Consider the following 20,507-nt stretch of genomic DNA (forward strand, 5'->3'; position numbering starts at 1 on the left):
AGGTATATTATAGTATCTATTCTATAGATAATCAAATGTTTGAGAGTGTAAATTAAAAGATAGATAGAGCCATTTTTTCAAATATTTTTGCCTTATTATTATTTTCCTAATTTCAGCTTTCAACATACATGGACTTGCTTGTGATAAATGCATCAATTTATGTTGGAATTGGTATTACATCTAGTAGAGCAGGCTGCTAAATTGCATAGTGAATTTGTAAAAATATATCCGTATCTGATAAATATAGAAATAGACGAAAAAGATTTGGACTAAGATTCAATTAATAGCCGGCATTTATAATTTCAAGTTACATAAATGAGTTTCGAAAGAGGTCTATTGGTGGTAATGGAAGAACTTCAAGACTTTTAAGATTTTGTATTTACAAAAAGTACTTTATTGTAATAATCTATTGACACACTCCAAAATATACTCCATAATATATTTAAAATAAAGCTTAAGATATTTTTGTGGATATGCCTAGTATTAGTGAATTTTATGAAATTATCATATAAATTATCATACATATGTATTGGATTGAACATAATCCACCACATTTCCATGCCATTTATCAAGATAAAGAAGTAGTAGTTAATATAAAAACATTAGAAATCATGGAAGGGATTTTACCACGAAGAGGATTAAACCTTGTTTTAGATTGGGCAGAGATACATCAAGAAGAACTTCTTAAGAATTGGAATTTATGTGAAAATATGGAACACCCTAATAACTCACCTTACGCATTTTAGTTATGAATTTCTAATTTCATATAACTCCTTAAGAGCAATAGCGTTAGATCTAACTAATAGCTTATATTTCAGAGCGAAGTGGTTTAGTGAAGTTTTTATCTTAAGCATTTCTAGTTTACAAAAAGCTACTAATGAGCAAAAAATATGATTTCTTTGAGTTTTCTCAACTTTAGTTGGTGAGGCTGATAAAGAAGTATTTTGCTTAATTGATTTATGATAAACCTCTATTTGCCATCTTTTTTGATAGTCATGGTATAACTGATTAGAATCTATTTCTAAATCATTTGTTACAAGATATAAAATTCCTTTTGTACCGTTCTCGTTTATGAAAATCTTTTTTGTTAAAAGCACAGGGAAATTCATATCTTTAAGCCATATCTTTAAAGATTCTCCATCAGCAATATCAAGTTCAGAGAGCTTAATAAAATCCTTACTCTTTCTAGCATAATCACTCAAGGCAACAACTCTATTTGACTTCATACCAAGTATAAATTTCTTCGATAATCTATGATGTATGAAATTCATATTATCTTTAGAGCAAAACCAGCTATCTGCCAAAATATATTTAAACTTAACATGATTAATAACTGCTCGATTTATCATGTTTTGAAACATTTGGTTTTTAGTAACTTTAGATCTTCTTTTATACCGCTTATCTTTTTCATCATAATATCGCTCATCCTTTTTCACTATCTCATAGTCTATAGGAATAGATAAGTTTGATGTACTAAGCATACATGAGACTATATTAATACCCTTTACATGAACACTTTTAGCATGAGAGTGATGCCAACAGACTATATCATTTTCATCTGTGCTTGGCTTTTCACTAATTGTATCATCCAAACAAAGAACATCGTATTCGCTGTTATGTTTTCTAACTAAAGGCTTTATATATTTCCAAAATTCTAAGCTTGTTAAATCTGACTTGTTTAAAAACCTTGTTATTTTGTCATGTGATACTTCTTGATCTAATATATCTGATAATTTTGTGGCTGTAGCATACTTAGTTTGGCTTATAAGATAGTCTGTGTATATATCTAGTAAATCCTTGTCCATTTCTTAAAAAACAGAATTTTTTCCTATGTCCAGTATTCTAAATATCTTTTTAAAACTTACAATCTTTTACGTAAGGTGAGTAATAAAATTGAACCTTTGATATAGGAGTTATTATGTATTGGGATATAAAAAATGTAAATTATAAAAAACATTTAAAATTAGAGATTGAGTTTGCTGATGGTTTAAAAGGTGAATTATGCTTTAATGAAGAAAATTTAAAAGGGGTGTTCGAGCCTCTTAAAAAGACTGATGAGTTTAGAAAGTTTTTTATTGGTAATGGAAAAACCATTGTTTGGGATTGCGGTGTTGATGTAGCTCCAGATAGACTACATAATGACATAAAGAATAAAGGGTATTGTATTTTATGATTAATCCACTTATAGGGAAGCGTAATGGCAATAGTAGGATATGCTAGAGTATCTAGTGTAGGACAGTCACTAGAATTGCAAATTGAGAAGCTAAAAGCTTATGGATGTACAAAGATCTATACAGAGAAAAAATCTGCTATGGATCAAAAGCGACCTGAGCTCCTTAAGTGCTTAGATTATGTTAGAGATAGTGATGATACTCTTGTAGTAACAAAACTCGACAGAATCGCTCGTAGCTCTCTTCATTTGGGTAAAATAGTTGAACAGTTGCAAAAAAAGGAAGTAAATTTTGTAGTTATAGATCAACAAATAGACACAACTACTAGTTATGGTAGGTTAACATTCCAAATATTATCATCTATAGCAGAGTTTGAAAATGAAATACGTAGGGAAAGACAAAAAGAGGGCATTCTCAAAGCTAAAAAGGATGGTAAAAGATTAGGTAGAAAAATGTCTATATCACCTGAAACCATAAAAGAGGTTAAAGATGATATAACATCTAGTTTAACCGTTGCTAATATTATGAAGAAACATCGAATCAGTAATGGCACCTTTTATCGTATTAAAAATGGTCAATACGATTCTTTATTAGAATTACACAATCACAAGGTATCTTAGATTTAGTACCCTTTATAATTTCAAAAACCTTTATAAGCTCTCCTCTCTTCATAGTTTCATCAAAGCTAATAGCAGGAAGACAGTGCTAGCCAATCTTATTATCAAAGTAGAGGTTTATGTTATAATTAAGTGTCAAAGCAGCAGTGTGCTTCTATGCAAAAAATAGCAAAAGTAAATACAAACTATTACCAGCTAAAGAAAGACAAAGCAGTAGACAAGTTAAAGAAAGGAGTAATTAAGAAAAATAGAAAGTAGAGAGCTGATTAGATGAAAATAGGTAGGAATGAGCCATGTATTTGTGGCTCTGGCAAAAAATATAAGAAATGTTGTTACGGTAAGGAAGATTTGCTTAGTTCTAAGTCAAACACGTCAACTGATGGTTCAAGAAAATTGATGAATAAGCACCAGCAAGAGCTTGTGCGAAAGAATAAGAATATAAAGGTTAAGGAAAGCGACGGCTTTAAAATGTCTGATATAATAAAAGAATTTGCATCAGATATGCTTGATTACGCTGAAACAGATGATCAAATAAGAATGACCTTTCAAATGGCAATAGTCTCTTGGAATTTGTGTGTGATGTTAGAGCGAGAGCAGGATGGATCAAAACAGCAAAACCTTATTGATGGTTTTTTGGTTACTTGTAAGAAGGCGCAACGATCCCCTGAAGCAGATGATGGAGTTTTTGAAGAAATACTAGAGCATTATCGTATTCGTAAGCAAAAATATTTTTCGCATATTAATAGATTTATTGCTGATTATAAATTAGAAGTACTAAGAAGTGGAGACATTAATCTTTCTATCGCATCAACAGAGACGTGATTTGCCACACAATTGAAGGGCTGATAGTCTATATGAAGAATCTAAAGAATTAAACTAAGTAGCCTCTATATCCTGAAGTACTGCCATATGATCCATAGTTGCATGAGATAAAGCTCATGTGCAGAATGATTACACTGATTTTATAGAGTTAATTGTAGAGGTAGTAGAAGAGTCATTCGAACCGTGCTGGTTTGCAACTACATCAATATATTTAAGTTTCACATATGAACATGTGGTAGATGAATTCTCTAGGAAATGGTAAAAAAAATAAGCTATTAATAATCTCAACAGGACAATAAAATGAGCACTGATATATTAAATATTACAGATCCAAACGCATCTAAAACGACGGATAAGAGTAAATTACAAATATTATGGGAAAAAATAGAAAAAGCAGAAGTAAGGAATCAAAAAGCAGAAGAAAAAGTAGATGAGTTATACAATGAGTATCAATCAGTGGTAATGCCTCTTGAGAAGCAGATGTCTAGTACTCATTGTGATCTAATTGCACATCTGATTTCATTTATCCCCTCTGAAAATCTTACTAAAAGGCAACGAGAAACATTATTTGATGAGATCGATGAGCATATGTATCAAGTTGATGGTAAGCTGCATTTGTATGATTCAAAAAGAATATCTGATATTCGTGACACCTTAGATAAATATGCTACAAAGTATTATCCTGAAGAAAAGAGAGAGACTATAGATGATGGGTTCGATCAACTAAAATTATTTTTAAATATGATGGGAGCCGGAGATTTAGACTTACCAGAAGATGATTTAAAAGAAGTTCTATTTAAGGGAGATTCTAGTAAATTACTCACCTTACGTAAAAGATTGTAAGTTTTAAAAAGATATTTAGAATACTGGACATAGGAAAAAATTCTGTTTTTTAAGAAATGGACAAGGATTTACTAGATATATACACAGACTATCTTATAAGCCAAACTAAGTATGCTACAGCCACAAAATTATCAGATATATTAGATCAAGAAGTATCACATGACAAAATAACAAGGTTTTTAAACAAGTCAGATTTAACAAGCTTAGAATTTTGGAAATATATAAAGCCTTTAGTTAGAAAACATAACAGCGAATACGATGTTCTTTGTTTGGATGATACAATTAGTGAAAAGCCAAGCACAGATGAAAATGATATAGTCTGTTGGCATCACTCTCATGCTAAAAGTGTTCATGTAAAGGGTATTAATATAGTCTCATGTATGCTTAGTACATCAAACTTATCTATTCCTATAGACTATGAGATAGTGAAAAAGGATGAGCGATATTATGATGAAAAAGATAAGCGGTATAAAAGAAGATCTAAAGTTACTAAAAACCAAATGTTTCAAAACATGATAAATCGAGCAGTTATTAATCATGTTAAGTTTAAATATATTTTGGCAGATAGCTGGTTTTGCTCTAAAGATAATATGAATTTCATACATCATAGATTATCGAAGAAATTTATACTTGGTATGAAGTCAAATAGAGTTGTTGCCTTGAGTGATTATGCTAGAAAGAGTAAGGATTTTATTAAGCTCTCTGAACTTGATATTGCTGATGGAGAATCTTTAAAGATATGGCTTAAAGATATGAATTTCCCTGTGCTTTTAACAAAAAAGATTTTCATAAACGAGAACGGTACAAAAGGAATTTTATATCTTGTAACAAATGATTTAGAAATAGATTCTAATCAGTTATACCATGACTATCAAAAAAGATGGCAAATAGAGGTTTATCATAAATCAATTAAGCAAAATACTTCTTTATCAGCCTCACCAACTAAAGTTGAGAAAACTCAAAGAAATCATATTTTTTGCTCATTAGTAGCTTTTTGTAAACTAGAAATGCTTAAGATAAAAACTTCACTAAACCACTTCGCTCTGAAATATAAGCTAATAGTTAGATCTAACGCTATTGCTCTTAAGGAGTTATATGAAATTAGAAATTCATAACTAAAATGCGTAAGGTGAGTAAATTAGAGGAAATTTTAAAGAATGCTCAAGAAGATATTATGAGCAAGATGAACAATAAATCAGAAGAATGGGATGACTATAGATTCAACTACCAAAAGGATGAAAATGATGAAGCTTCTAAGGTTACTGAGATATTTAAAGGTAGCCAGCTAAATAAAATATACAAACAGATTGCTAATGTAATACATCCTGATAAAGAATCTGACTCTACAAAGTTAGAGATCAAAAAGGAGCTTATGCAAAAGCTAACAGAAGCAAAGAGAAATAAAGATGTTTTTACTCTTATAAAAATGTATCAAGAACATGTGCCAGGTGGTGAGTTTTTCTTAGATGATTCTGCTATTAAGCATGTTGAACAACTTTTGCAGATGAAGATCTACAAACTTAATAATGACCACAGAGAAATATTTAATGGTCAGGGTATTAAATCTGCTGTTTGGAAAGCTTTCTCTGCCCCTAGTAAGAAAAAAAGATCAGAAAACTTTAATATCTCTATTAACCATATAAATAACCTTTCTGAGGACTACAATAAACAAATCTCTAAAACAGAAACTATAAATAAATTAAAAAAAGAATTGAACAATATGAAACATCGCTATGCATCACCATTTTTGGGTTAATTGAAAAAAATAGGGTCTAATACCGTTGTTGACATTTTAATTTTCATATGTATTATTAAAGTGTGTACAATATATTTAATGCGCGCGTGCATGGAGGGGGTATGATTACTAAGCTTTTTATGAACGGAAATAGTCAAGCAGTCAGAATTCCAAAAGAAATGCAGTTTAAAGTCAAAGAAGTAGAAATTAATAGAATAGGTAACTCTGTAATAATTACTGAATTACCAGAAAGCTGGGATAAAGTGTTTCAATCATTAGACGAATTTAGTGAGGATTTTTTTAAAAGTGGCAGAGAGCAACCGGAATTAGAAACTAGAGAAGTTTTCAAATGAAGGTTATGCTAGATACTAATATATGTATATACATTATAAATGAGAAACCAAAATCAGTATTTGATCACTTTCGTAAATATGAAATAGGTGAGATTGGTATTTCATCAATAGTGTATGCCGAGTTATTGCATGGTGCATTTAAAAGTCAAAGAATAAACCAAAACCTTACTGCATTACATAATTTCACAACTGCATTACAGATTAGAGACTTTGATAAGACTGCAGCCATTGAGTATGGTAAAATAAGATCTGACTTAGAGAAATCAGGTAGAATGATTGGGGCAAATGATTTATTTATTGCGGCTCATGTTAAATCTTTGAACATACCATTAGCAACTAATAACACTAAAGAGTTTGAAAGAATTGAGGATTTAATGTTATTAAATTGGATATAATACCAATTTCAACATAAATTGGTGCATTTATCCCAAAGGAGTTTATGACTAATTTAAGTTTTTGATGTGCAGGCAATAGCAGTGGCTATTGGCAAATATTGAAGGATTAAATTAGGTATGAAATACAAAGTTAGAAAGTACTAATATGTGTTGGAAGTGGTATTAGCCTCTCTTTTATTTCTTATTGTGTTTTATACCTAAATAGCTTCACTAATAGTCATAACGTTGTGAAACTTTACAGGCCAAAATATTTCTGAGAATACATTAAAAATAATTTTATTTATTGTATTTTTATTTAATTTTATGTATAAATAATTTAAAACTAATGAATGTGTTGGTGGTGTTTAATGAGTTTTCACCCACATGAGAATGATAATGATATAACTATAGAGCATTATGAAAATAAAATATTAACAAGCTTGCCAGATAAAGATGCGAGCATGCTTTGTGAGTTGGTGTATGAGAGTATGATGCTGGAGAATATTGCTAATAATAGAGCAGGGAAAGGAAAAACTATTGCGAATCTTATTTATAACCTAGATAAAAAAACTTTAAATAAAATTTCTATAACTCTTTTATCTTCAGATGTAAAAGATGCCTTAGAACAATACCCTCATCATTACTATCCGGTATTAGCAAAATATAAATTAGTAGCTACAAGTTTTGATTTTGTATCAAAGACCCAATCAAGTTTTTTTGGCACAGCACCAAGTTATTATGCAATTGTTGTAGCTAATGTTAATGATAAGGAAAATAAAGGTATTTATGTTATTAATAGAGGTACTGATAAAGGTTGGGATTATTGGTCTGATTTGAAAATGGGTCGCGGTAAATTAATACCAAGTGCTGAAATCATCCCGCATATGATAGCAGGTATAAATTTTACACAAGAAGTATTAGCTAAATACCAAGTAAGAAGTATCGGTTTTAGTGGTCATAGTTTAGGTGGTTCAATAGCACAAATACAAAGCATAAGATTTTTTGATTATAAAAAAGGCTTAAGCTTAGCACCTACTAAGTGTTTTGAGCCTTTTGGAACTAAGTCAGAGGTTGATCCAAGTTTTGGTTTTAGGTTTAAAAATAAATATTATTATTCTGATATTAACTTTTGGAAGGGTTTTCGTTCTCAAGTATGTAATGTGGGTATAGATTGGAAATGTAATAGTTGGCAAGAACTAAGTGATAGATTAATCCAAAAGTATCAAAGAAATGCTAAACTTATAGCAAACAATATTAAGAATTTTATAAGGCAAGGCGATATAATAGCTGAGTTGTCAGCGCAAATAGGTGATTCAATAAAATTAACAACAAACATTAATAATAATTACTATAACTATATACCGCAGCAAACTAGTGGATTAATAGCTGTACCACAGTTTTTATTTGAGTTGTTAAGAAGATTAACTATACATAAGATAAGTTGGTATAGGTATAATGCATATGCTGAGAATGGTGACTTAATTCCTAATCGGATCGATAAGAAAAATGTAAAAATATTTAAGTTTTCAGCAAGTTATAAAGATATACAAAGTTTTAGAGAGGCATTTGAGGATGATAACTAAGATTTCAAAAAAGTTTTTTATTTTAACTTTGTTGTTAAGTATTATGTTGCTCACATCATGTGCTAAATCATTATGGCTAGGTAGTAAGCTCAGCGATAAAGCAACAAAACAGCAACAAGAACAAGTTAAGCAAGAAGTTATGGAACTTCTTGAGAAAGAATATAATCAGCCATTTAAATTATTAAATTATAAGTATGAATATAAAAGACATTATGATTTAGGTGGTAATTGCCACTATTGTGATGTTGTGAAATATGGTACATATTATTTCAATATCAAAGCTGTAAATAACCCAATTATAGTTATGGATTTTAGAATTGATGATATGAAGAATTCATCAACCAATGAATTGATAGAGGGTTTTAAAAAAGATCAATTAAAGTACTTGTACTGTATAGCGTTAGCTCAACACTACATAGATGAAAAAAAACTTTTAACTGATAAACTGACTGACATTGAAGTAACTACAAATAACTACTGTGATTTAAGAAATCAAAAGGAAGTATATGATAACGCTTGGACAAGATAGTATAAGTCTTATATGAGGAAAAAACTTGTCGAAGCATGGATTGCTACACATGAAGCTGAATTAATGGCCAATTGGAAATTGGCTATAAAGGGCATGTTGAAATCTAATGCTGATAAGCCCGAATTTTATTAAAATGTATACAATAAAAGTTACGTCCCCATTATCAGAAAAAACTTCTGGTCATAGTGTATCCAAATATCAAACAGCCTTAGGCCAAATATGTTATACTGACGCATATAATAGTTAATATCCCGAATATCTATACGTAGTGAGGCTGATGATGGATGTACTAATTGAAAAAGCTTTAGGACAATATAAGTCACATATAATAGATCATGCAACATTATCTACTATTATTTTAAATAATAAGTATACAAGCGTTAAAGATAAAATAGAGTATCTAAAGCAAAAAGGGATTATAAGTACTCTAAAAAAAGGTCTTTATGTTCATAATTCCCTATATGCTAAAAATATAATTTCTAAAGAGATTGTTGCAAATAATATGCTTAGCCCATCATATGTATCACTTGATTATGCTTTGTATTTTTATGGAATTATACCTGAAAGTGTTTGTGATATTACATCTGTGACAACTAAGCGATCAAAATCATTTAATACAGGCTATGGTGTATTTAGTTTTACAAAGCTGAAAAAAGAACTTTTTTCTATTGGTATTGTTATTGAAGCTTGTCAAAATGGTAATTTTATGATTGCAACAAAAGAAAAGGCCTTGTGCGATAAAATTTACTGCACCAAAGATATTCAGGTAGCATCTGTAAGTAGTATGATTGATTTTTTAGAGAATGATTTGCGCATAGACTTAGATGAGTTAAAAAATTTTGATATAAATATCGTTTCAAAATATTATGAGATTAGTAAATCAAAAAAAATAAATTCTTTACAGAAAGTTATTAAGGAATTTTAGATGAATATAATTGAGCAAATGCTGAAAAGGTATGTCGTCGAGACTGAAATAGACTTAATAAACGCATTAAAAGAAGTTTTTCAAGAGGTAACATTGCTAGGTCTTTATAGTGGAGGATTTTTTAATAAAGCTGCTTTTTATGGTGGTACAGCATTACGTATACTATATGGACTTAATAGATTTTCCGAAGATTTAGATTTCACTTTGCTCGAGAAAGATAGATCGTTTGATATTGAAAAATACTTTCCATTTATAGTTGATGAATTTGAAGCACTAGGTGTTACGATAGATTTAAAAAAGAAAACTAAACAAAATACTTGTAGTGATATTGAGTCTGCATTTTTAAAAAATGATACTTCAATACATACTCTTAATGTTCATTGTAATAATCTAGGAGATTTATTGGATGGTATACATAGTGGTAAAAGGCTGAAAATAAAAATAGAGATCGATATTAATCCGTCTTTAAAGTTTCAAATAGAACCTAAAACGTTATTGATGCCGAAAACATTTAACATAATGTCTATGACTCTACCAAATTTATTTGCAGGTAAAATGCATGCAATTTTGTTTAGAAATTGGAAGACTAGAGTTAAAGGCCGTGATTGGTATGATTTAGAATGGTATGTGAAGCAAAATGTAAAATTAAACCTGGAGCATTTACAAGAAAGAATGTATGAAAGTGGGGATTTAGATAGAAGAACACAACTTAATAGCTTAATGCTGAAAGAGTTGCTATGCGCTAAAATTGATACATTAGATATACAAGGTGTTATAAAAGAAGTTAGCCCTTTTATCAAAGATAAATCCGTATTTGACTTTTGGTCAAGAGATTATTTTAGACTATTAGCCAGCAAAATATTGATATTATAATACTAAATAGAAACGAGATATAAAATAAGTTGAAATTATGGCTAAAATATAATTCCAGCTTGCAAACAGCCCCATTTTGTGTAGAACTTAAATTTTAAAATTATAGCTCTATTTGTTATAATAATTGTTGTTATTATAATTATGGTTATTATAAGGCTATGAAATTCTACAATCGAGAAAATGAACTAGCTCTGTTATCAAAAGCAGATAAATTAAAATCTAAACGATCGATAATGACTATGCTTATTGGCAGGCGTAGGATAGGCAAGACTACACTAGCGTTACATAACTATACAAAAGATAAAGTTTTATATTTATTTGTATCAAAGAAGGCCGAGGTTTTATTATGCCAAGACTTTTGTGAAGAAATAACCAATAAACTTGATATTAGAATTTTTGGTAACTTATCTGCATTTGAGGATATATTTGCATACCTACTTGAGCTAGGTAAGACACAATCTTTTACTATTATTATAGATGAATTTCAGGAATTCCTAAAAATTAATCCATCAATATACTCAGGCATACAAAAATTGTGGGATTTAAATAAACATACTTCTAAAATACATCTGATAACATGTGGCTCGATATATCATTTAATGAAAAAAATATATGAAGATAGCGGTGAGCCCCTGTTTGGTCGGTGTGATTTTAAGATAGAACTAAAACCATTTAAGCCAAGTGTTTTAAAAGAAATATTGCAAGATAACCAGAGTTACACTACCGATAATATGCTTGATTTTTATTCTTTAACAGGCGGTGTTGCTAAATATATAGAGCTTTTTGTATTAAACGATAGTTTTGATTTGCAATCGATGGTAGATGTCATTGTGGAGCCAAACTCAATATTTTTAAATGAAGGAAAAAATCGGTTAATTGAAGAGTTTGGTAAGGATTATGGGACATATTTTTCAATTCTTAGTTTAATAGCAGAATCAAAAACCTCTCGCTCTGAAATTGAATCTATTATACAAAGTAATATTTCTGGCCATTTATATCGTTTAGAACATGACTATTCTATTATTAGGTCTATAAAGCCGATTAATGCAAAACCAAATTCAAAAGTGCAAAAATATGAGATTGTTGATATATTTTTAGCTTTTTGGTTTAGGTTTATATTCAAATATCAATCTTTAGTTGAAGCTGAAAACTTCACAAGATTAAAAGAAATAATTTATAGAGATATATCAATATTTAAAGGTAAAACTTTAGAGAGATTATTTATTGAAATGTTAAAAGAAAAGCAGGATTATACAAAAATAGGCTTATACTGGGAAAGAGGCAATAAAAATGAAATTGATATAGTAGCTATCGATGATATCGATAAAAAAATGTTAATATGTGAGGTGAAGCTTAATGAGAAAAAGCTAGATCTAAATAAGTTGATACATAAATCTAAAAAGCTAGTTGACCAATATAGTGATTATAAAATAGATTATAAATTATCATCTTTAGATGATATAAATTGTATGGTTCATAGAGATAGTTTCAATGAATAATACCAATTCCAACATAAATTGTTGCATTTATCACAAAGGAGTTTATGACTAATTTAAGTTTTTGATGTGCAGGCAATAGCAGCGGCTATTGGCAAATATTAAAGGATTAAATTAGGTATGAAATACAAAGTTAGAAAGTAATAATATGTGTTAGAATTGGTATAAGAGTTATCTCTATGATTTTTAAATTTTAGGCTGGTTTTCTAACTATTAAAAGTTCTATAGGGCTTTACAACTTTACATTCAGGAACTGTTGCAAACTAAAATTATACAACGCTAATTGTGTTAAAAATATTCTTAAAATGCTCATTTACTACATGTAAACTGCGCTTTTTCAAATATTTTTGCCTTATTATTATTTGCCTAATTTCAGCTTTCAACAGCCCCATTCAGGAAGCGGTTTATGTTATAATCGTATGAACTTGCTAGATAAATAATATTTTCATGCAAAAAATAGCTAAAGAGAACACAAACTGTCATCAACTAAAAAAAGATTTATTTAATAAGCTAAAAAGTCAGGGTATATTCTGGAGTTATGATAAAGAGAGTGATTATAAAAATTTTCCAGAAGCTTTAATTATAGAGCATACACTAAAGTATGCTGATTATGATGATATTATTAGTTTGTTTAACTTATATGAACGTTCTTTTATTTTTGCTGTTTGGGAAAAAACTGTTAAATCAGATCTCAGATTTATAAAGACAAATTTGATGTTGGCACGTGTATTTTTCAGAATGGATATTGAGGCAGATTATTTTAGGAACTTAAAAAATGAAAGAGCTGAAAAACTTAGATTGCTTGCTACCTAAGACTAGGCAGTTATTATTAAGATTAATCGATACGTGTGATTTTCTAAATGACTATGTGTTTGTTGGTGGAAGCGCTTTAGCTTTACATATTTGCCATAGAAAAAGTGAGGATCTTGATTTTTTCACATATGCTGATACTTTTGATTTACAGCAGATATTAGATTATATCTCAAAATTTGAAAACAAAGTAATAATTAACCAAAGTAGTGAACAAGTAGATTTACTTCTTGATGGAATTAAAGTAACTTTTTTTAACGCCAAATGGCCATTTTTAAAACCTAAAGTTATTGAAAAGTTTAATTTAGCTAATATAGAAGCACTTGGTGCTATGAAAATAAATACACTATTTTTAAGGGCTAAATATAGAGATTATTATGATTTGTATTTTCTCCTTAAAGATCAAATGCTTATAGAAGATTTATACCAAGCAAGTTCTAATATTATTCCTGGCTTAACTTTCAAGCTATTTGCGTCAGCTTTACTTTATATTGATGACATAGAGGATGATTTGATAGGTTATCTTGAACCTAAAGAAACTATATCAAAAGAAGAAATTCGTGATTACTTTCAGAATAAATTAGTTTTATATAATAAAGGTAGGCTAAAGAGTGATTAATAGAAATAGCAACGGAGTGCCCAGACTCTAAACCGAAGTTGCGACACATATTTAATTGTAAAGGCTCTAGCTCTTAAATTAGTATTGAGTGATTATAGCTATAAATATTATAAAGCCAATCCAATGGTTATCTGAAAAAGCTTTGATGCAGTTGGATATTCCTAACTTTTTATAAATAAAATAATTTCTAATAAAAAACACACCACAAACAATAGTCCCTATGTAGAATAAAATGTTAAAACTACAGTAAGCCCCTAATGTTAATAAAAAAATTAAAGCTAAAAAGTTAAACGCAAATATATACTTAAAAACATTTTTCCCAAAGGCTACAGCCGATGAGTTAATACCTATTTTTAAATCATACTCTCTATCAGCTAAAGCATAGATAGTATCGTAGGCAACAGTCCAAAATATCGTGGCGAGATAAAATATCCAAGCTTCAATAGGTAGTTTATTTTGTATTGCTGAAAATGCCATTAATATACCAAAATTAAACGCCAGTCCCAGTACTAGCTGAGGTATAGCAAAAAATCTTTTACAGAATGGGTATAAAATAGCTAAAAATAAAGCTACAAAAGATAATAAGATCGTAAAAATATTCAAAAATAACACACAAATAAAAGCAATGACTGCAAGAGATATACATAAATAAATAGCATTTTTAACTGATAAAATACCGCTAGTTAATGGTCTAGTACTAGTACGAGCAACATGCTTATCAAAATCAATATCAGCTATATCATTTATGATACACCCAACGGTGCGCATAATTAATACACCTAAAGAAAAAATTATAAATAGTTTTAAACTTGGTAAGCCATGACTAGCTAACACTAAAGCGGTAAGTGTTGGCCATAAGATTAACAATATTGGGATAGGTCTATGAAGACGCATTAATAAAGCATAAGCTTTTAGTTTGTTGTTATTTAACATTTGTAAGCTCCGGTAGAAATAAAAAGTATTCTGTTATTAGGATTTTTAAATGTTTTGAAGGTATATAGCTAAAAATGGAGCTACGAGAGTATATGTTTTGATTTGAGATTAAACCTGTCTCATTTTTAAATACTTGTGTTGGTAACTCTCTAATAATAAATTTGCTTCTTTGAAAATCGTTTTTATATAATAAAGTGTCACCAATTGGTTTGTTGCCTAAACTATTTAATTCTTCAGTAAATAAACTGTATGTTGGTGTAGGGATTATAGTTCTTGCAAAAACTATAATTTTGTTATTATTAGATAGTGTTATTTGTCTTACTAAAGCACTATCTACTTTTAAAAGGTCTTTTTCAAATTTATTTGCCTGTAGAATTTGTTGAGACTTTTTATCTAGTTGTATTTTTCCATAAAATTGGGTTAAACCAGCTACTAAATTGTTGACATCATTAAGCCAATAGAGTTTAGAGTTGCTTAATCTGTCAACATCCACATGAAAGTCCATATATCTAAATCCCTTAAATCTTTAAAGGTTTTTATTTTATTTTTGATTTGTATAATTATACACTTATAAAGGTGTGAAATTAATCAAAAGGATTTAAAATGCGTCCAAGTGGCAGAAATAATGACCAGTTGAGAAATATCAAAGTTACTCATAATTTTATAAAACATGCTGAAGGGTCAGTACTTATTGAGTTTGGTGACACAAAAGTGCTTTGTACAGCATCAGTAATAGAGGGTGTGCCAAGATTTAAAAAAGACTCAAAAGAAGGGTGGTTAACTGCTGAATATGGTATGTTACCACGTTCTACTCATACAAGGATGGATCGAGAAGCAGCTAGAGGAAAACAATCAGGTAGGACTCAAGAGATCCAGCGTTTGATAGGTAGAGCTTTACGAGCAAGTGTTGATTTAGCAGCTATTGGTGAGTATACAATCAAAGTCGATTGTGATGTGATTCAGGCTGATGGTGGCACACGTACAGCGTCCATAACAGGGGCATCATTAGCTATAAAAGACGCTATTAACCATATGAAAGAAAAAGGATTAATAGCTGAAGATGCCAAACCTTTAAACTCTCAAGTTGCTGCAGTCTCGGTAGGCATCTATAATAATCAGCCAGTACTTGATCTTGATTATGATGAAGATTCAAACGCTGAGACAGATATGAATGTCGTTTTAAATTCTAACGGTGGTATGATTGAAATACAGGGCACAGCTGAAGGCAAACACTTCTCTGAAGAGGAATTTGCTAAAATGCTTGGTTTAGCTAAAAAAGGTATCCAAGAGATTTTTGATACAGTGTTTTAGTTTAAAAAAAACCATTATATAAATATCACAAACCTTGAGTTACTAAGTATAAATAGATTTGATTATCGCTCTTAGAAGTAGTTATAAACTATTTATATGTGAGTTAATTTTAGTCAGTAGCTCAAAATCTTTAGTTTTTAGTTCAAATAAAAAGTCCTGTAAGGGTTCACTTTTTGCAAAAAGTAACCTCTGCTCAATTTGTTTTATTTGCTCATCTAGCTTTTGTCTTTCTTGATAAAGGCTAGACAATTCTTTATTAGAATTCATCAAGAAATTTGAGATATTATTCTCTTTTTTATTTTGGAGTTTGCTTTTTAAGCTACTACTGATATTAGACGTTCTATTGGTAGTAAGTGTCTTTCGATCTAATGATAATTTTTTACGTGGCTGTTGTTCTGACATTTATCTCTCTTTTAGGCTTAATAATAGTCTTTCGAAATTTTTACAAGAATTAGAGTGATAACTCTAACTTTAATCGATTATAGTATATTTGTTTGATAATTGCTAGCCTATGGTTTTATTTACACCTATCGATGCTAACCTTTTCTCAATAGAAGGATGAGTTGAAAATAAATCTGACATATCACCACCATTGATCCCAGCACTTAGTGGATCAAAAATATAGGAAGCACGACGTAGATTCTCATTTTTAGTGTGCTTGTAACTATATTGAGTTTCTGGGTTTTTATTATCATTAGCTATTTTAATCAAAGCATTAGCCATTGGCATGTTAGTTCTCATAAGCTCTACCGCACCAGCATCTGCCATATACTCTCTTGTACGACTTAAAAATAACATCATAAATATGGTGAATATTTGCAAGACATATCTTAGTATCATTATTATGATGAAAAATGCAGCAGCATTGTTGTTACGGTTATTACTATTACTGTTGTTATTATTTCCTGAAAATAGTGCTGAATAGAATAAGAAATCCATAATTATCAGCATCATATTTGCTAAAACCATAGTAAATAGGTTCAGTTTTATATCTTGATTACGGATATGGGTTAGCTCATGCGCCATGACAGCTTGTAGCTCATCACGGTTTAGTGCATTGGCAAGTTTTGTTGTAATAGCAACCATAGCTGATTTTTCAGAGTATCCAGAGGCAAAAGCATTCATATAGTCAGCATTTATAAGAAATACTTTTGGCATGTACCTCATACCAGCAGCGACTTTCATTTCTTCGACAACATTATAAACACGACGTGCTAAAGGACTTTGATCATCAGCTGTGATTTCTTGGTATTGTGTTCCTGAAAGCATGATCTTGTCATACATGCTAAAAGTTATAAATATCCAAATAACTGCTATACCAGAAATAATGATAGTAGCATAAGGAACTAACTGAAAAGTTGCTAGAGCCCAAAACACTTTTGATATAGGTAGTTCGATGCCATAAGCTCTATAATAGGCATTTGCAATTTCATTGTATCTGTATACTGTGTCTACAAATATGCCAAGCAAAAAAAATACAAGTAAAAAGGTAGCTATAACTAGGTATGTTTTTCTAGTATTTTTATAAACAATTTCACGCCAGTTTACAGAGCCATAATGTAGATTATCTGTAGATGACATTTATAGTTCCACTCTAGAATCTTCTAGTTGTTGTTTTTTCTCTTCAGAAATATTCCAATAGATGAAGTTCTCATTTAGCTTTTTAAATAAACTTACAACTATACCAGCAAAGAAAGATTTTTTATGGGCATTATACCTCTCTATAGAATCATTTAAAGCCTGCTTTGCAAAAGCTAGCTTATTTTCGGTAGATGTTATTTCTTCTTGAAGTTGGATTACATTCTGGTTTGATTTTAACTCCGGGTAATTTTCAAACTGTACATTTATACCTTTTGCAAGTTCAGATATTTGGTTTTCAGCTGCTATTCTGGTTTTAACATCACCATGTTGTTTTGCAGAGTTGGCTTGGCTTCGTAGAGCTACTATATCTTTTAGAGTAGTTTGCTCATAGTCCATATATTTCTTGACAACATTTACTAAAGAATCAAAAACTTTTGCTCTACGGTCAAGTTGTACATCTATTTGTTTTTCTGAATTTTTAACAGTTTCTATTTCAGCTATTAGTTTGTTGTAAGTTATAACAACATATATAGCAACTGCTGCTACGATTATAAGTAGTATTACACCTAATGACATATTAGCATTCTCCTAATTATTAATTACTCAATAAATATAATGGTGATTTTTAACCAAAATTCAAGTTTTATATGTTTTCTTCCTCAAGAAAATGACAAAATGGAGCTGTTGAAAACTAAGATTTTAGTAATCTTAAAGCATTTATTATAACAATAAAAGTTGCTCCCATGTCTGCTGCAATCGCCATCCATAAGGTGGCTAAATCGGCAATAGCTAACGATATAAAAATGGCTTTTATAACTATAGAAAAGGTTATGTTTTGTTTTATTATATTTAGAGTTTTCCGTGAGTGCTTAATTAACCACGGTAGCTTACTGATATCATCAGACATTAGAGCAATATCAGCAGTTTCTATCGCTACATCATTACCAATAGCTCCCATAGCAATACCTAGATTAGATCTAGCAAGAGCTGGAGCATCATTTATACCATCCCCAATCATTGCTACATTTTTATATTTATTAACAAGTTCTTCAATTTTGGTTACTTTATCTTCAGGTAAAAGTTCAGCATAAAAATCATCAATCCCTGCCTGCTCTGCAATAGCTCTTGCTGTACCTTTATTATCACCTGTAAGCATTACAGTTTGCTCAACCCCTAATGCTTTTAGTTGTTTTAAGGAACTTTGGATATTATTCTTTATACCATCTTGTATGGCTATAGTACCAATTACTTCTTGATTATTACCTACAAATATTAATGAAAAGCCATCATTTCCAAGTTTTGTTGCCTGATTATGGAGTGAAGTATCCTCACAGAGTTGTTTTTCATGAGCAAAAGCATGGCTACCAAGCCAGAAGTAAGAATCTGCAATTTCTCCAGTAATCCCCTTACCTCCTATAACTTTAGTGTTTACGGCTTCTTCAGTTTTTATATTGTTTTGGTTAGCATAATCAATGATTGCTTTAGAAATGGGGTGATCCACTGTTTTTTCTAAACTAGCAGCAATAGTTATTAATTGCTTTTTTGAAAAGTTATTATTAGTTATAATTTCTTTTACGCTAGGCTTCCCTTGAGTTAGAGTACCTGTCTTATCAAAAGCAATAGCTTTAAGTTTTGCAGGGATCTCAATAAAATTACCTCCTTTAATTAAAACCCCATTTTGTGCTGCTTTTGCTAGACTAGAGACTATAGATATTGGGGTTGATATTACTAGTGCGCAAGGGCAAGCTATTACAAGAATAACTAAAGCCTGGTATATCCAGTTGACCCAAGGCTGATTCAAAATTAACGGCGGAAATACAGCAATTATCAAGGCAAGTAGTATCATGCTGGGAGTATAGACTCTTGCAAATTTATCGACCCATTTTTCTGTTTTTGAACGTTTTGATTGCGCGTGTTCTACTGCTTGAATAATTTTTGCTATGGAAGAATTATCAGCAGTTCTTGTTGTTTTTATTTCAATAGCAGAATTTCCATTTATACTCCCAGCAAAAACTTCATCTTTAATTTGTTTTTCTACCGGGATCGATTCACCAGTTATTGGAGCTTGATTTATAAAGCTACTACCTTTAATAATAATTCCATCAAGCGCAACTTTTTGACCTGGTTTTATAAGTATTCTTTTGCCTATATTGATTTCTGCTATAGGTTTTTCTTCAAATTGCTTGTCATTACAGCAATAAACTAGTGCAGTATCAGGTGTTAAATTCATAAGCTTAGTTATCGCTGAACGAGCATTACCAACGCTCCATGATTCTAGTAGAAGTGAAAGTGCAAATAAAAAACTTACAACCGCAGCTTCAAAAAGTTGACCAATAATAATAGCACAGACTATAGCTATTATCATAAGTAGATTCATATCAGCATCAAGACGTTTTATAGAAGATATTGCTTTTGGAAAAACAAACCAACTACCAAATACTATAGCTAGTAAGTAGCTAAACTGTGGTATAAAAAGAAATATCTCGGGAGAATCATTTTCACTACCTATAAATGCATGTATAAATCCATGGTCAATAGCATGAAAAAAATATGCAAAAGCAATCAAAGCTCCACAAATTAATGTTGTGATCAAACGTAGATACTTACTTAAGAAATTAGGATTTTGACCATTTGATATATATTTATCCCAAGCTATAGCGTTTAAACCAGCTTTTTTAATCAAAGAAATAATTTCTTTTGAAGAAATATCTTGTTGGTTTATTAAAAGTTTACCATTAAGTAAATCAAACTCCATATTTTCCTCTAATATTTTTTTATTTAGAGTTTTTTTGATGATATTTACTTCTTCAATACAGTCTAAGCCATATACTTTGAACTTTAAATATCGATTACTATCCGTCATAGTAAGTTCTCCTTTGTATGTATTTCAGGGAGTGTTGCAAACTAAAATTATATGTTTCTAACTGTGTTA

25 protein-coding genes and 1 pseudogene are annotated in these 20,507 nt (G+C 30.2%); 19 read left to right on the forward strand and 7 right to left on the reverse strand.

The genetic code is table 11. From position 1 onward, the window contains the following. Nucleotides 1-230 precede the first annotated feature (230 nt). Nucleotides 231-319: pseudogene (locus E4K63_RS08370) on the forward strand (IS5/IS1182 family transposase); the annotation flags it as partial. Between the two features lie 205 nt (nucleotides 320-524). After that, a complete protein-coding gene (locus E4K63_RS02240) occupies nucleotides 525-746 on the forward strand; it encodes a DUF4160 domain-containing protein (protein ID WP_208318260.1) in 222 nt (73 codons plus the stop codon). Here E4K63_RS02240 and E4K63_RS02245 read toward each other — a convergent pair whose 3' ends face one another. Further along, nucleotides 747-1,805 (reverse strand): IS701 family transposase, encoded by a 1,059-nt coding sequence (locus E4K63_RS02245; RefSeq protein ID WP_179965674.1) that lies wholly within the window; start codon nucleotides 1,803-1,805, stop codon nucleotides 747-749. Between the two features lie 113 nt (nucleotides 1,806-1,918). On the opposite strand from E4K63_RS02245, the gene E4K63_RS02250 reads away from it, so the two are divergent. From E4K63_RS02250 to E4K63_RS02320, 16 genes are all read left to right on the forward strand, one after another. After that, nucleotides 1,919-2,173, forward strand: coding sequence for a DUF2442 domain-containing protein (locus E4K63_RS02250; protein ID WP_035719788.1), 255 nt, complete (start codon nucleotides 1,919-1,921; stop codon nucleotides 2,171-2,173). A 24-nt stretch (nucleotides 2,174-2,197) separates the two neighbouring features. Next, entirely contained in the window at nucleotides 2,198-2,791 is a 594-nt protein-coding gene (locus E4K63_RS02255; protein WP_179965680.1) for a recombinase family protein, read from the forward strand. Between the two features lie 129 nt (nucleotides 2,792-2,920). Beyond that, nucleotides 2,921-3,046 (forward strand): hypothetical protein, encoded by a 126-nt coding sequence (locus E4K63_RS08290; RefSeq protein WP_280525939.1) that lies wholly within the window; start codon nucleotides 2,921-2,923, stop codon nucleotides 3,044-3,046. A gap of 12 nt (nucleotides 3,047-3,058) precedes the next feature. Then, on the forward strand, nucleotides 3,059-3,610 hold the full coding sequence (locus E4K63_RS08125) for an SEC-C metal-binding domain-containing protein (RefSeq protein WP_208318271.1): 552 nt from the start codon (nucleotides 3,059-3,061) through the stop codon (nucleotides 3,608-3,610). 300 nt (nucleotides 3,611-3,910) lie between these two features. Then, nucleotides 3,911-4,453 (forward strand): hypothetical protein, encoded by a 543-nt coding sequence (locus E4K63_RS02265; protein WP_133942555.1) that lies wholly within the window; start codon nucleotides 3,911-3,913, stop codon nucleotides 4,451-4,453. 56 nt (nucleotides 4,454-4,509) lie between these two features. Then, a complete protein-coding gene (locus E4K63_RS02270) occupies nucleotides 4,510-5,568 on the forward strand; it encodes an IS701 family transposase (protein ID WP_179965681.1) in 1,059 nt (352 codons plus the stop codon). A 5-nt stretch (nucleotides 5,569-5,573) separates the two neighbouring features. Beyond that, nucleotides 5,574-6,209, forward strand: coding sequence for a hypothetical protein (locus E4K63_RS02275; RefSeq protein ID WP_179965682.1), 636 nt, complete (start codon nucleotides 5,574-5,576; stop codon nucleotides 6,207-6,209). A 101-nt stretch (nucleotides 6,210-6,310) separates the two neighbouring features. Continuing rightward, on the forward strand, nucleotides 6,311-6,541 hold the full coding sequence (locus tag E4K63_RS02280; RefSeq protein ID WP_133942558.1) for an antitoxin: 231 nt from the start codon (nucleotides 6,311-6,313) through the stop codon (nucleotides 6,539-6,541). A gap of 5 nt (nucleotides 6,542-6,546) precedes the next feature. Next, on the forward strand, nucleotides 6,547-6,936 hold the full coding sequence (vapC, locus tag E4K63_RS02285) for a type II toxin-antitoxin system tRNA(fMet)-specific endonuclease VapC (protein ID WP_244947453.1): 390 nt from the start codon (nucleotides 6,547-6,549) through the stop codon (nucleotides 6,934-6,936). Between the two features lie 347 nt (nucleotides 6,937-7,283). Next, nucleotides 7,284-8,498: a lipase family protein gene (locus E4K63_RS02290; RefSeq protein ID WP_179965683.1), complete on the forward strand. Its 1,215-nt coding sequence runs from the start codon at nucleotides 7,284-7,286 to the stop codon at nucleotides 8,496-8,498. Continuing rightward, nucleotides 8,488-9,027, forward strand: a complete 540-nt coding sequence (locus tag E4K63_RS02295; RefSeq protein ID WP_133942391.1) for a hypothetical protein — start codon at nucleotides 8,488-8,490, stop codon at nucleotides 9,025-9,027. Before E4K63_RS02290 ends, E4K63_RS02295 begins: the two co-directional genes overlap by 11 nt. Before the next feature lie 277 nt (nucleotides 9,028-9,304). Further along, nucleotides 9,305-9,952 (forward strand): type IV toxin-antitoxin system AbiEi family antitoxin domain-containing protein, encoded by a 648-nt coding sequence (locus E4K63_RS02300; RefSeq protein WP_133942392.1) that lies wholly within the window; start codon nucleotides 9,305-9,307, stop codon nucleotides 9,950-9,952. Next, nucleotides 9,953-10,825, forward strand: a complete 873-nt coding sequence (locus tag E4K63_RS02305) for a nucleotidyl transferase AbiEii/AbiGii toxin family protein (protein ID WP_208318267.1) — start codon at nucleotides 9,953-9,955, stop codon at nucleotides 10,823-10,825. It begins immediately after the preceding gene. A 158-nt stretch (nucleotides 10,826-10,983) separates the two neighbouring features. Further along, nucleotides 10,984-12,324, forward strand: a complete 1,341-nt coding sequence (locus E4K63_RS02310) for an ATP-binding protein (RefSeq protein WP_133942393.1) — start codon at nucleotides 10,984-10,986, stop codon at nucleotides 12,322-12,324. Between the two features lie 444 nt (nucleotides 12,325-12,768). Continuing rightward, nucleotides 12,769-13,134 carry a hypothetical protein gene (locus E4K63_RS02315; protein ID WP_133942394.1) on the forward strand — a complete coding sequence of 122 codons (366 nt, stop codon included), beginning with the start codon at nucleotides 12,769-12,771 and terminating at the stop codon, nucleotides 13,132-13,134. Continuing rightward, on the forward strand, nucleotides 13,097-13,750 hold the full coding sequence (locus E4K63_RS02320; protein WP_133942395.1) for a nucleotidyl transferase AbiEii/AbiGii toxin family protein: 654 nt from the start codon (nucleotides 13,097-13,099) through the stop codon (nucleotides 13,748-13,750). The genes E4K63_RS02315 and E4K63_RS02320 overlap by 38 nt, the downstream gene beginning before the upstream one ends. A 78-nt stretch (nucleotides 13,751-13,828) precedes the next feature. Here E4K63_RS02320 and ubiA read toward each other — a convergent pair whose 3' ends face one another. Both ubiA and E4K63_RS02330 read right to left on the reverse strand, forming a co-directional pair. Beyond that, nucleotides 13,829-14,683, reverse strand: a complete 855-nt coding sequence (ubiA, locus tag E4K63_RS02325; RefSeq protein ID WP_133942396.1) for a 4-hydroxybenzoate octaprenyltransferase — start codon at nucleotides 14,681-14,683, stop codon at nucleotides 13,829-13,831. Then, on the reverse strand, nucleotides 14,673-15,188 hold the full coding sequence (locus tag E4K63_RS02330) for a chorismate--pyruvate lyase family protein (RefSeq protein WP_133942397.1): 516 nt from the start codon (nucleotides 15,186-15,188) through the stop codon (nucleotides 14,673-14,675). The genes ubiA and E4K63_RS02330 overlap by 11 nt, the downstream gene beginning before the upstream one ends. A gap of 98 nt (nucleotides 15,189-15,286) precedes the next feature. Here E4K63_RS02330 and rph point away from each other — a divergent pair, with 98 nt between their 5' ends. Continuing rightward, nucleotides 15,287-15,994: a ribonuclease PH gene (gene rph, locus E4K63_RS02335; RefSeq protein ID WP_133942398.1), complete on the forward strand. Its 708-nt coding sequence runs from the start codon at nucleotides 15,287-15,289 to the stop codon at nucleotides 15,992-15,994. Between the two features lie 81 nt (nucleotides 15,995-16,075). Here the strand turns inward: rph and E4K63_RS02340 are convergent, their stop codons facing one another. The 4 genes from E4K63_RS02340 to E4K63_RS02355 form a co-directional block, all read right to left on the reverse strand. Next, nucleotides 16,076-16,396 carry a hypothetical protein gene (locus E4K63_RS02340; RefSeq protein WP_133942399.1) on the reverse strand — a complete coding sequence of 107 codons (321 nt, stop codon included), beginning with the start codon at nucleotides 16,394-16,396 and terminating at the stop codon, nucleotides 16,076-16,078. Nucleotides 16,397-16,498: 102 nt separating this feature from the next. Continuing rightward, a complete protein-coding gene (gene htpX, locus E4K63_RS02345) occupies nucleotides 16,499-17,575 on the reverse strand; it encodes a zinc metalloprotease HtpX (protein WP_133942400.1) in 1,077 nt (358 codons plus the stop codon). Further along, nucleotides 17,576-18,151, reverse strand: coding sequence for a LemA family protein (locus E4K63_RS02350; protein ID WP_133942401.1), 576 nt, complete (start codon nucleotides 18,149-18,151; stop codon nucleotides 17,576-17,578). A 115-nt stretch (nucleotides 18,152-18,266) separates the two neighbouring features. Next, nucleotides 18,267-20,438, reverse strand: a complete 2,172-nt coding sequence (locus tag E4K63_RS02355) for a heavy metal translocating P-type ATPase (RefSeq protein ID WP_133942402.1) — start codon at nucleotides 20,436-20,438, stop codon at nucleotides 18,267-18,269. Nucleotides 20,439-20,507: the final 69 nt, after the last annotated feature.

Origin of the sequence: Allofrancisella inopinata (assembly GCF_012222965.1) — a bacterium.
GTDB classification, from domain to species: Bacteria; Pseudomonadota; Gammaproteobacteria; order Francisellales; family Francisellaceae; genus Francisella; species Francisella inopinata.

Excerpts from the sequence above, each read along its gene's own strand:
- E4K63_RS02305 (WP_208318267.1), top strand. The coding sequence starts at position 9,953 with ATGAATATAATTGAGCAAATGCTGAAAAGGTATGTCGTCGAGACTGAA.
- E4K63_RS02340 (WP_133942399.1), bottom strand. The coding sequence starts at position 16,396 with ATGTCAGAACAACAGCCACGTAAAAAATTATCATTAGATCGAAAGACA.
- E4K63_RS02330 (WP_133942397.1), bottom strand. The coding sequence starts at position 15,188 with ATGGACTTTCATGTGGATGTTGACAGATTAAGCAACTCTAAACTCTAT.
- E4K63_RS02280 (WP_133942558.1), top strand. The coding sequence starts at position 6,311 with ATGATTACTAAGCTTTTTATGAACGGAAATAGTCAAGCAGTCAGAATT.
- E4K63_RS02265 (WP_133942555.1), top strand. The coding sequence starts at position 3,911 with ATGAGCACTGATATATTAAATATTACAGATCCAAACGCATCTAAAACG.
- htpX (WP_133942400.1), bottom strand. The coding sequence starts at position 17,575 with ATGTCATCTACAGATAATCTACATTATGGCTCTGTAAACTGGCGTGAA.
- E4K63_RS02300 (WP_133942392.1), top strand. The coding sequence starts at position 9,305 with ATGATGGATGTACTAATTGAAAAAGCTTTAGGACAATATAAGTCACAT.
- E4K63_RS08125 (WP_208318271.1), top strand. The coding sequence starts at position 3,059 with ATGAAAATAGGTAGGAATGAGCCATGTATTTGTGGCTCTGGCAAAAAA.
- E4K63_RS02245 (WP_179965674.1), bottom strand. The coding sequence starts at position 1,805 with ATGGACAAGGATTTACTAGATATATACACAGACTATCTTATAAGCCAA.
- rph (WP_133942398.1), top strand. The coding sequence starts at position 15,287 with ATGCGTCCAAGTGGCAGAAATAATGACCAGTTGAGAAATATCAAAGTT.
- E4K63_RS02275 (WP_179965682.1), top strand. The coding sequence starts at position 5,574 with ATGCGTAAGGTGAGTAAATTAGAGGAAATTTTAAAGAATGCTCAAGAA.
- E4K63_RS02270 (WP_179965681.1), top strand. The coding sequence starts at position 4,510 with ATGGACAAGGATTTACTAGATATATACACAGACTATCTTATAAGCCAA.
- ubiA (WP_133942396.1), bottom strand. The coding sequence starts at position 14,683 with ATGTTAAATAACAACAAACTAAAAGCTTATGCTTTATTAATGCGTCTT.
- E4K63_RS02355 (WP_133942402.1), bottom strand. The coding sequence starts at position 20,438 with ATGACGGATAGTAATCGATATTTAAAGTTCAAAGTATATGGCTTAGAC.
- E4K63_RS02295 (WP_133942391.1), top strand. The coding sequence starts at position 8,488 with ATGATAACTAAGATTTCAAAAAAGTTTTTTATTTTAACTTTGTTGTTA.
- E4K63_RS02240 (WP_208318260.1), top strand. The coding sequence starts at position 525 with ATGTATTGGATTGAACATAATCCACCACATTTCCATGCCATTTATCAA.
- E4K63_RS02350 (WP_133942401.1), bottom strand. The coding sequence starts at position 18,151 with ATGTCATTAGGTGTAATACTACTTATAATCGTAGCAGCAGTTGCTATA.
- E4K63_RS02315 (WP_133942394.1), top strand. The coding sequence starts at position 12,769 with ATGCAAAAAATAGCTAAAGAGAACACAAACTGTCATCAACTAAAAAAA.
- E4K63_RS02255 (WP_179965680.1), top strand. The coding sequence starts at position 2,198 with ATGGCAATAGTAGGATATGCTAGAGTATCTAGTGTAGGACAGTCACTA.
- E4K63_RS02310 (WP_133942393.1), top strand. The coding sequence starts at position 10,984 with ATGAAATTCTACAATCGAGAAAATGAACTAGCTCTGTTATCAAAAGCA.
- E4K63_RS02250 (WP_035719788.1), top strand. The coding sequence starts at position 1,919 with ATGTATTGGGATATAAAAAATGTAAATTATAAAAAACATTTAAAATTA.
- E4K63_RS02320 (WP_133942395.1), top strand. The coding sequence starts at position 13,097 with ATGAAAGAGCTGAAAAACTTAGATTGCTTGCTACCTAAGACTAGGCAG.
- E4K63_RS02290 (WP_179965683.1), top strand. The coding sequence starts at position 7,284 with ATGAGTTTTCACCCACATGAGAATGATAATGATATAACTATAGAGCAT.
- vapC (WP_244947453.1), top strand. The coding sequence starts at position 6,547 with ATGCTAGATACTAATATATGTATATACATTATAAATGAGAAACCAAAA.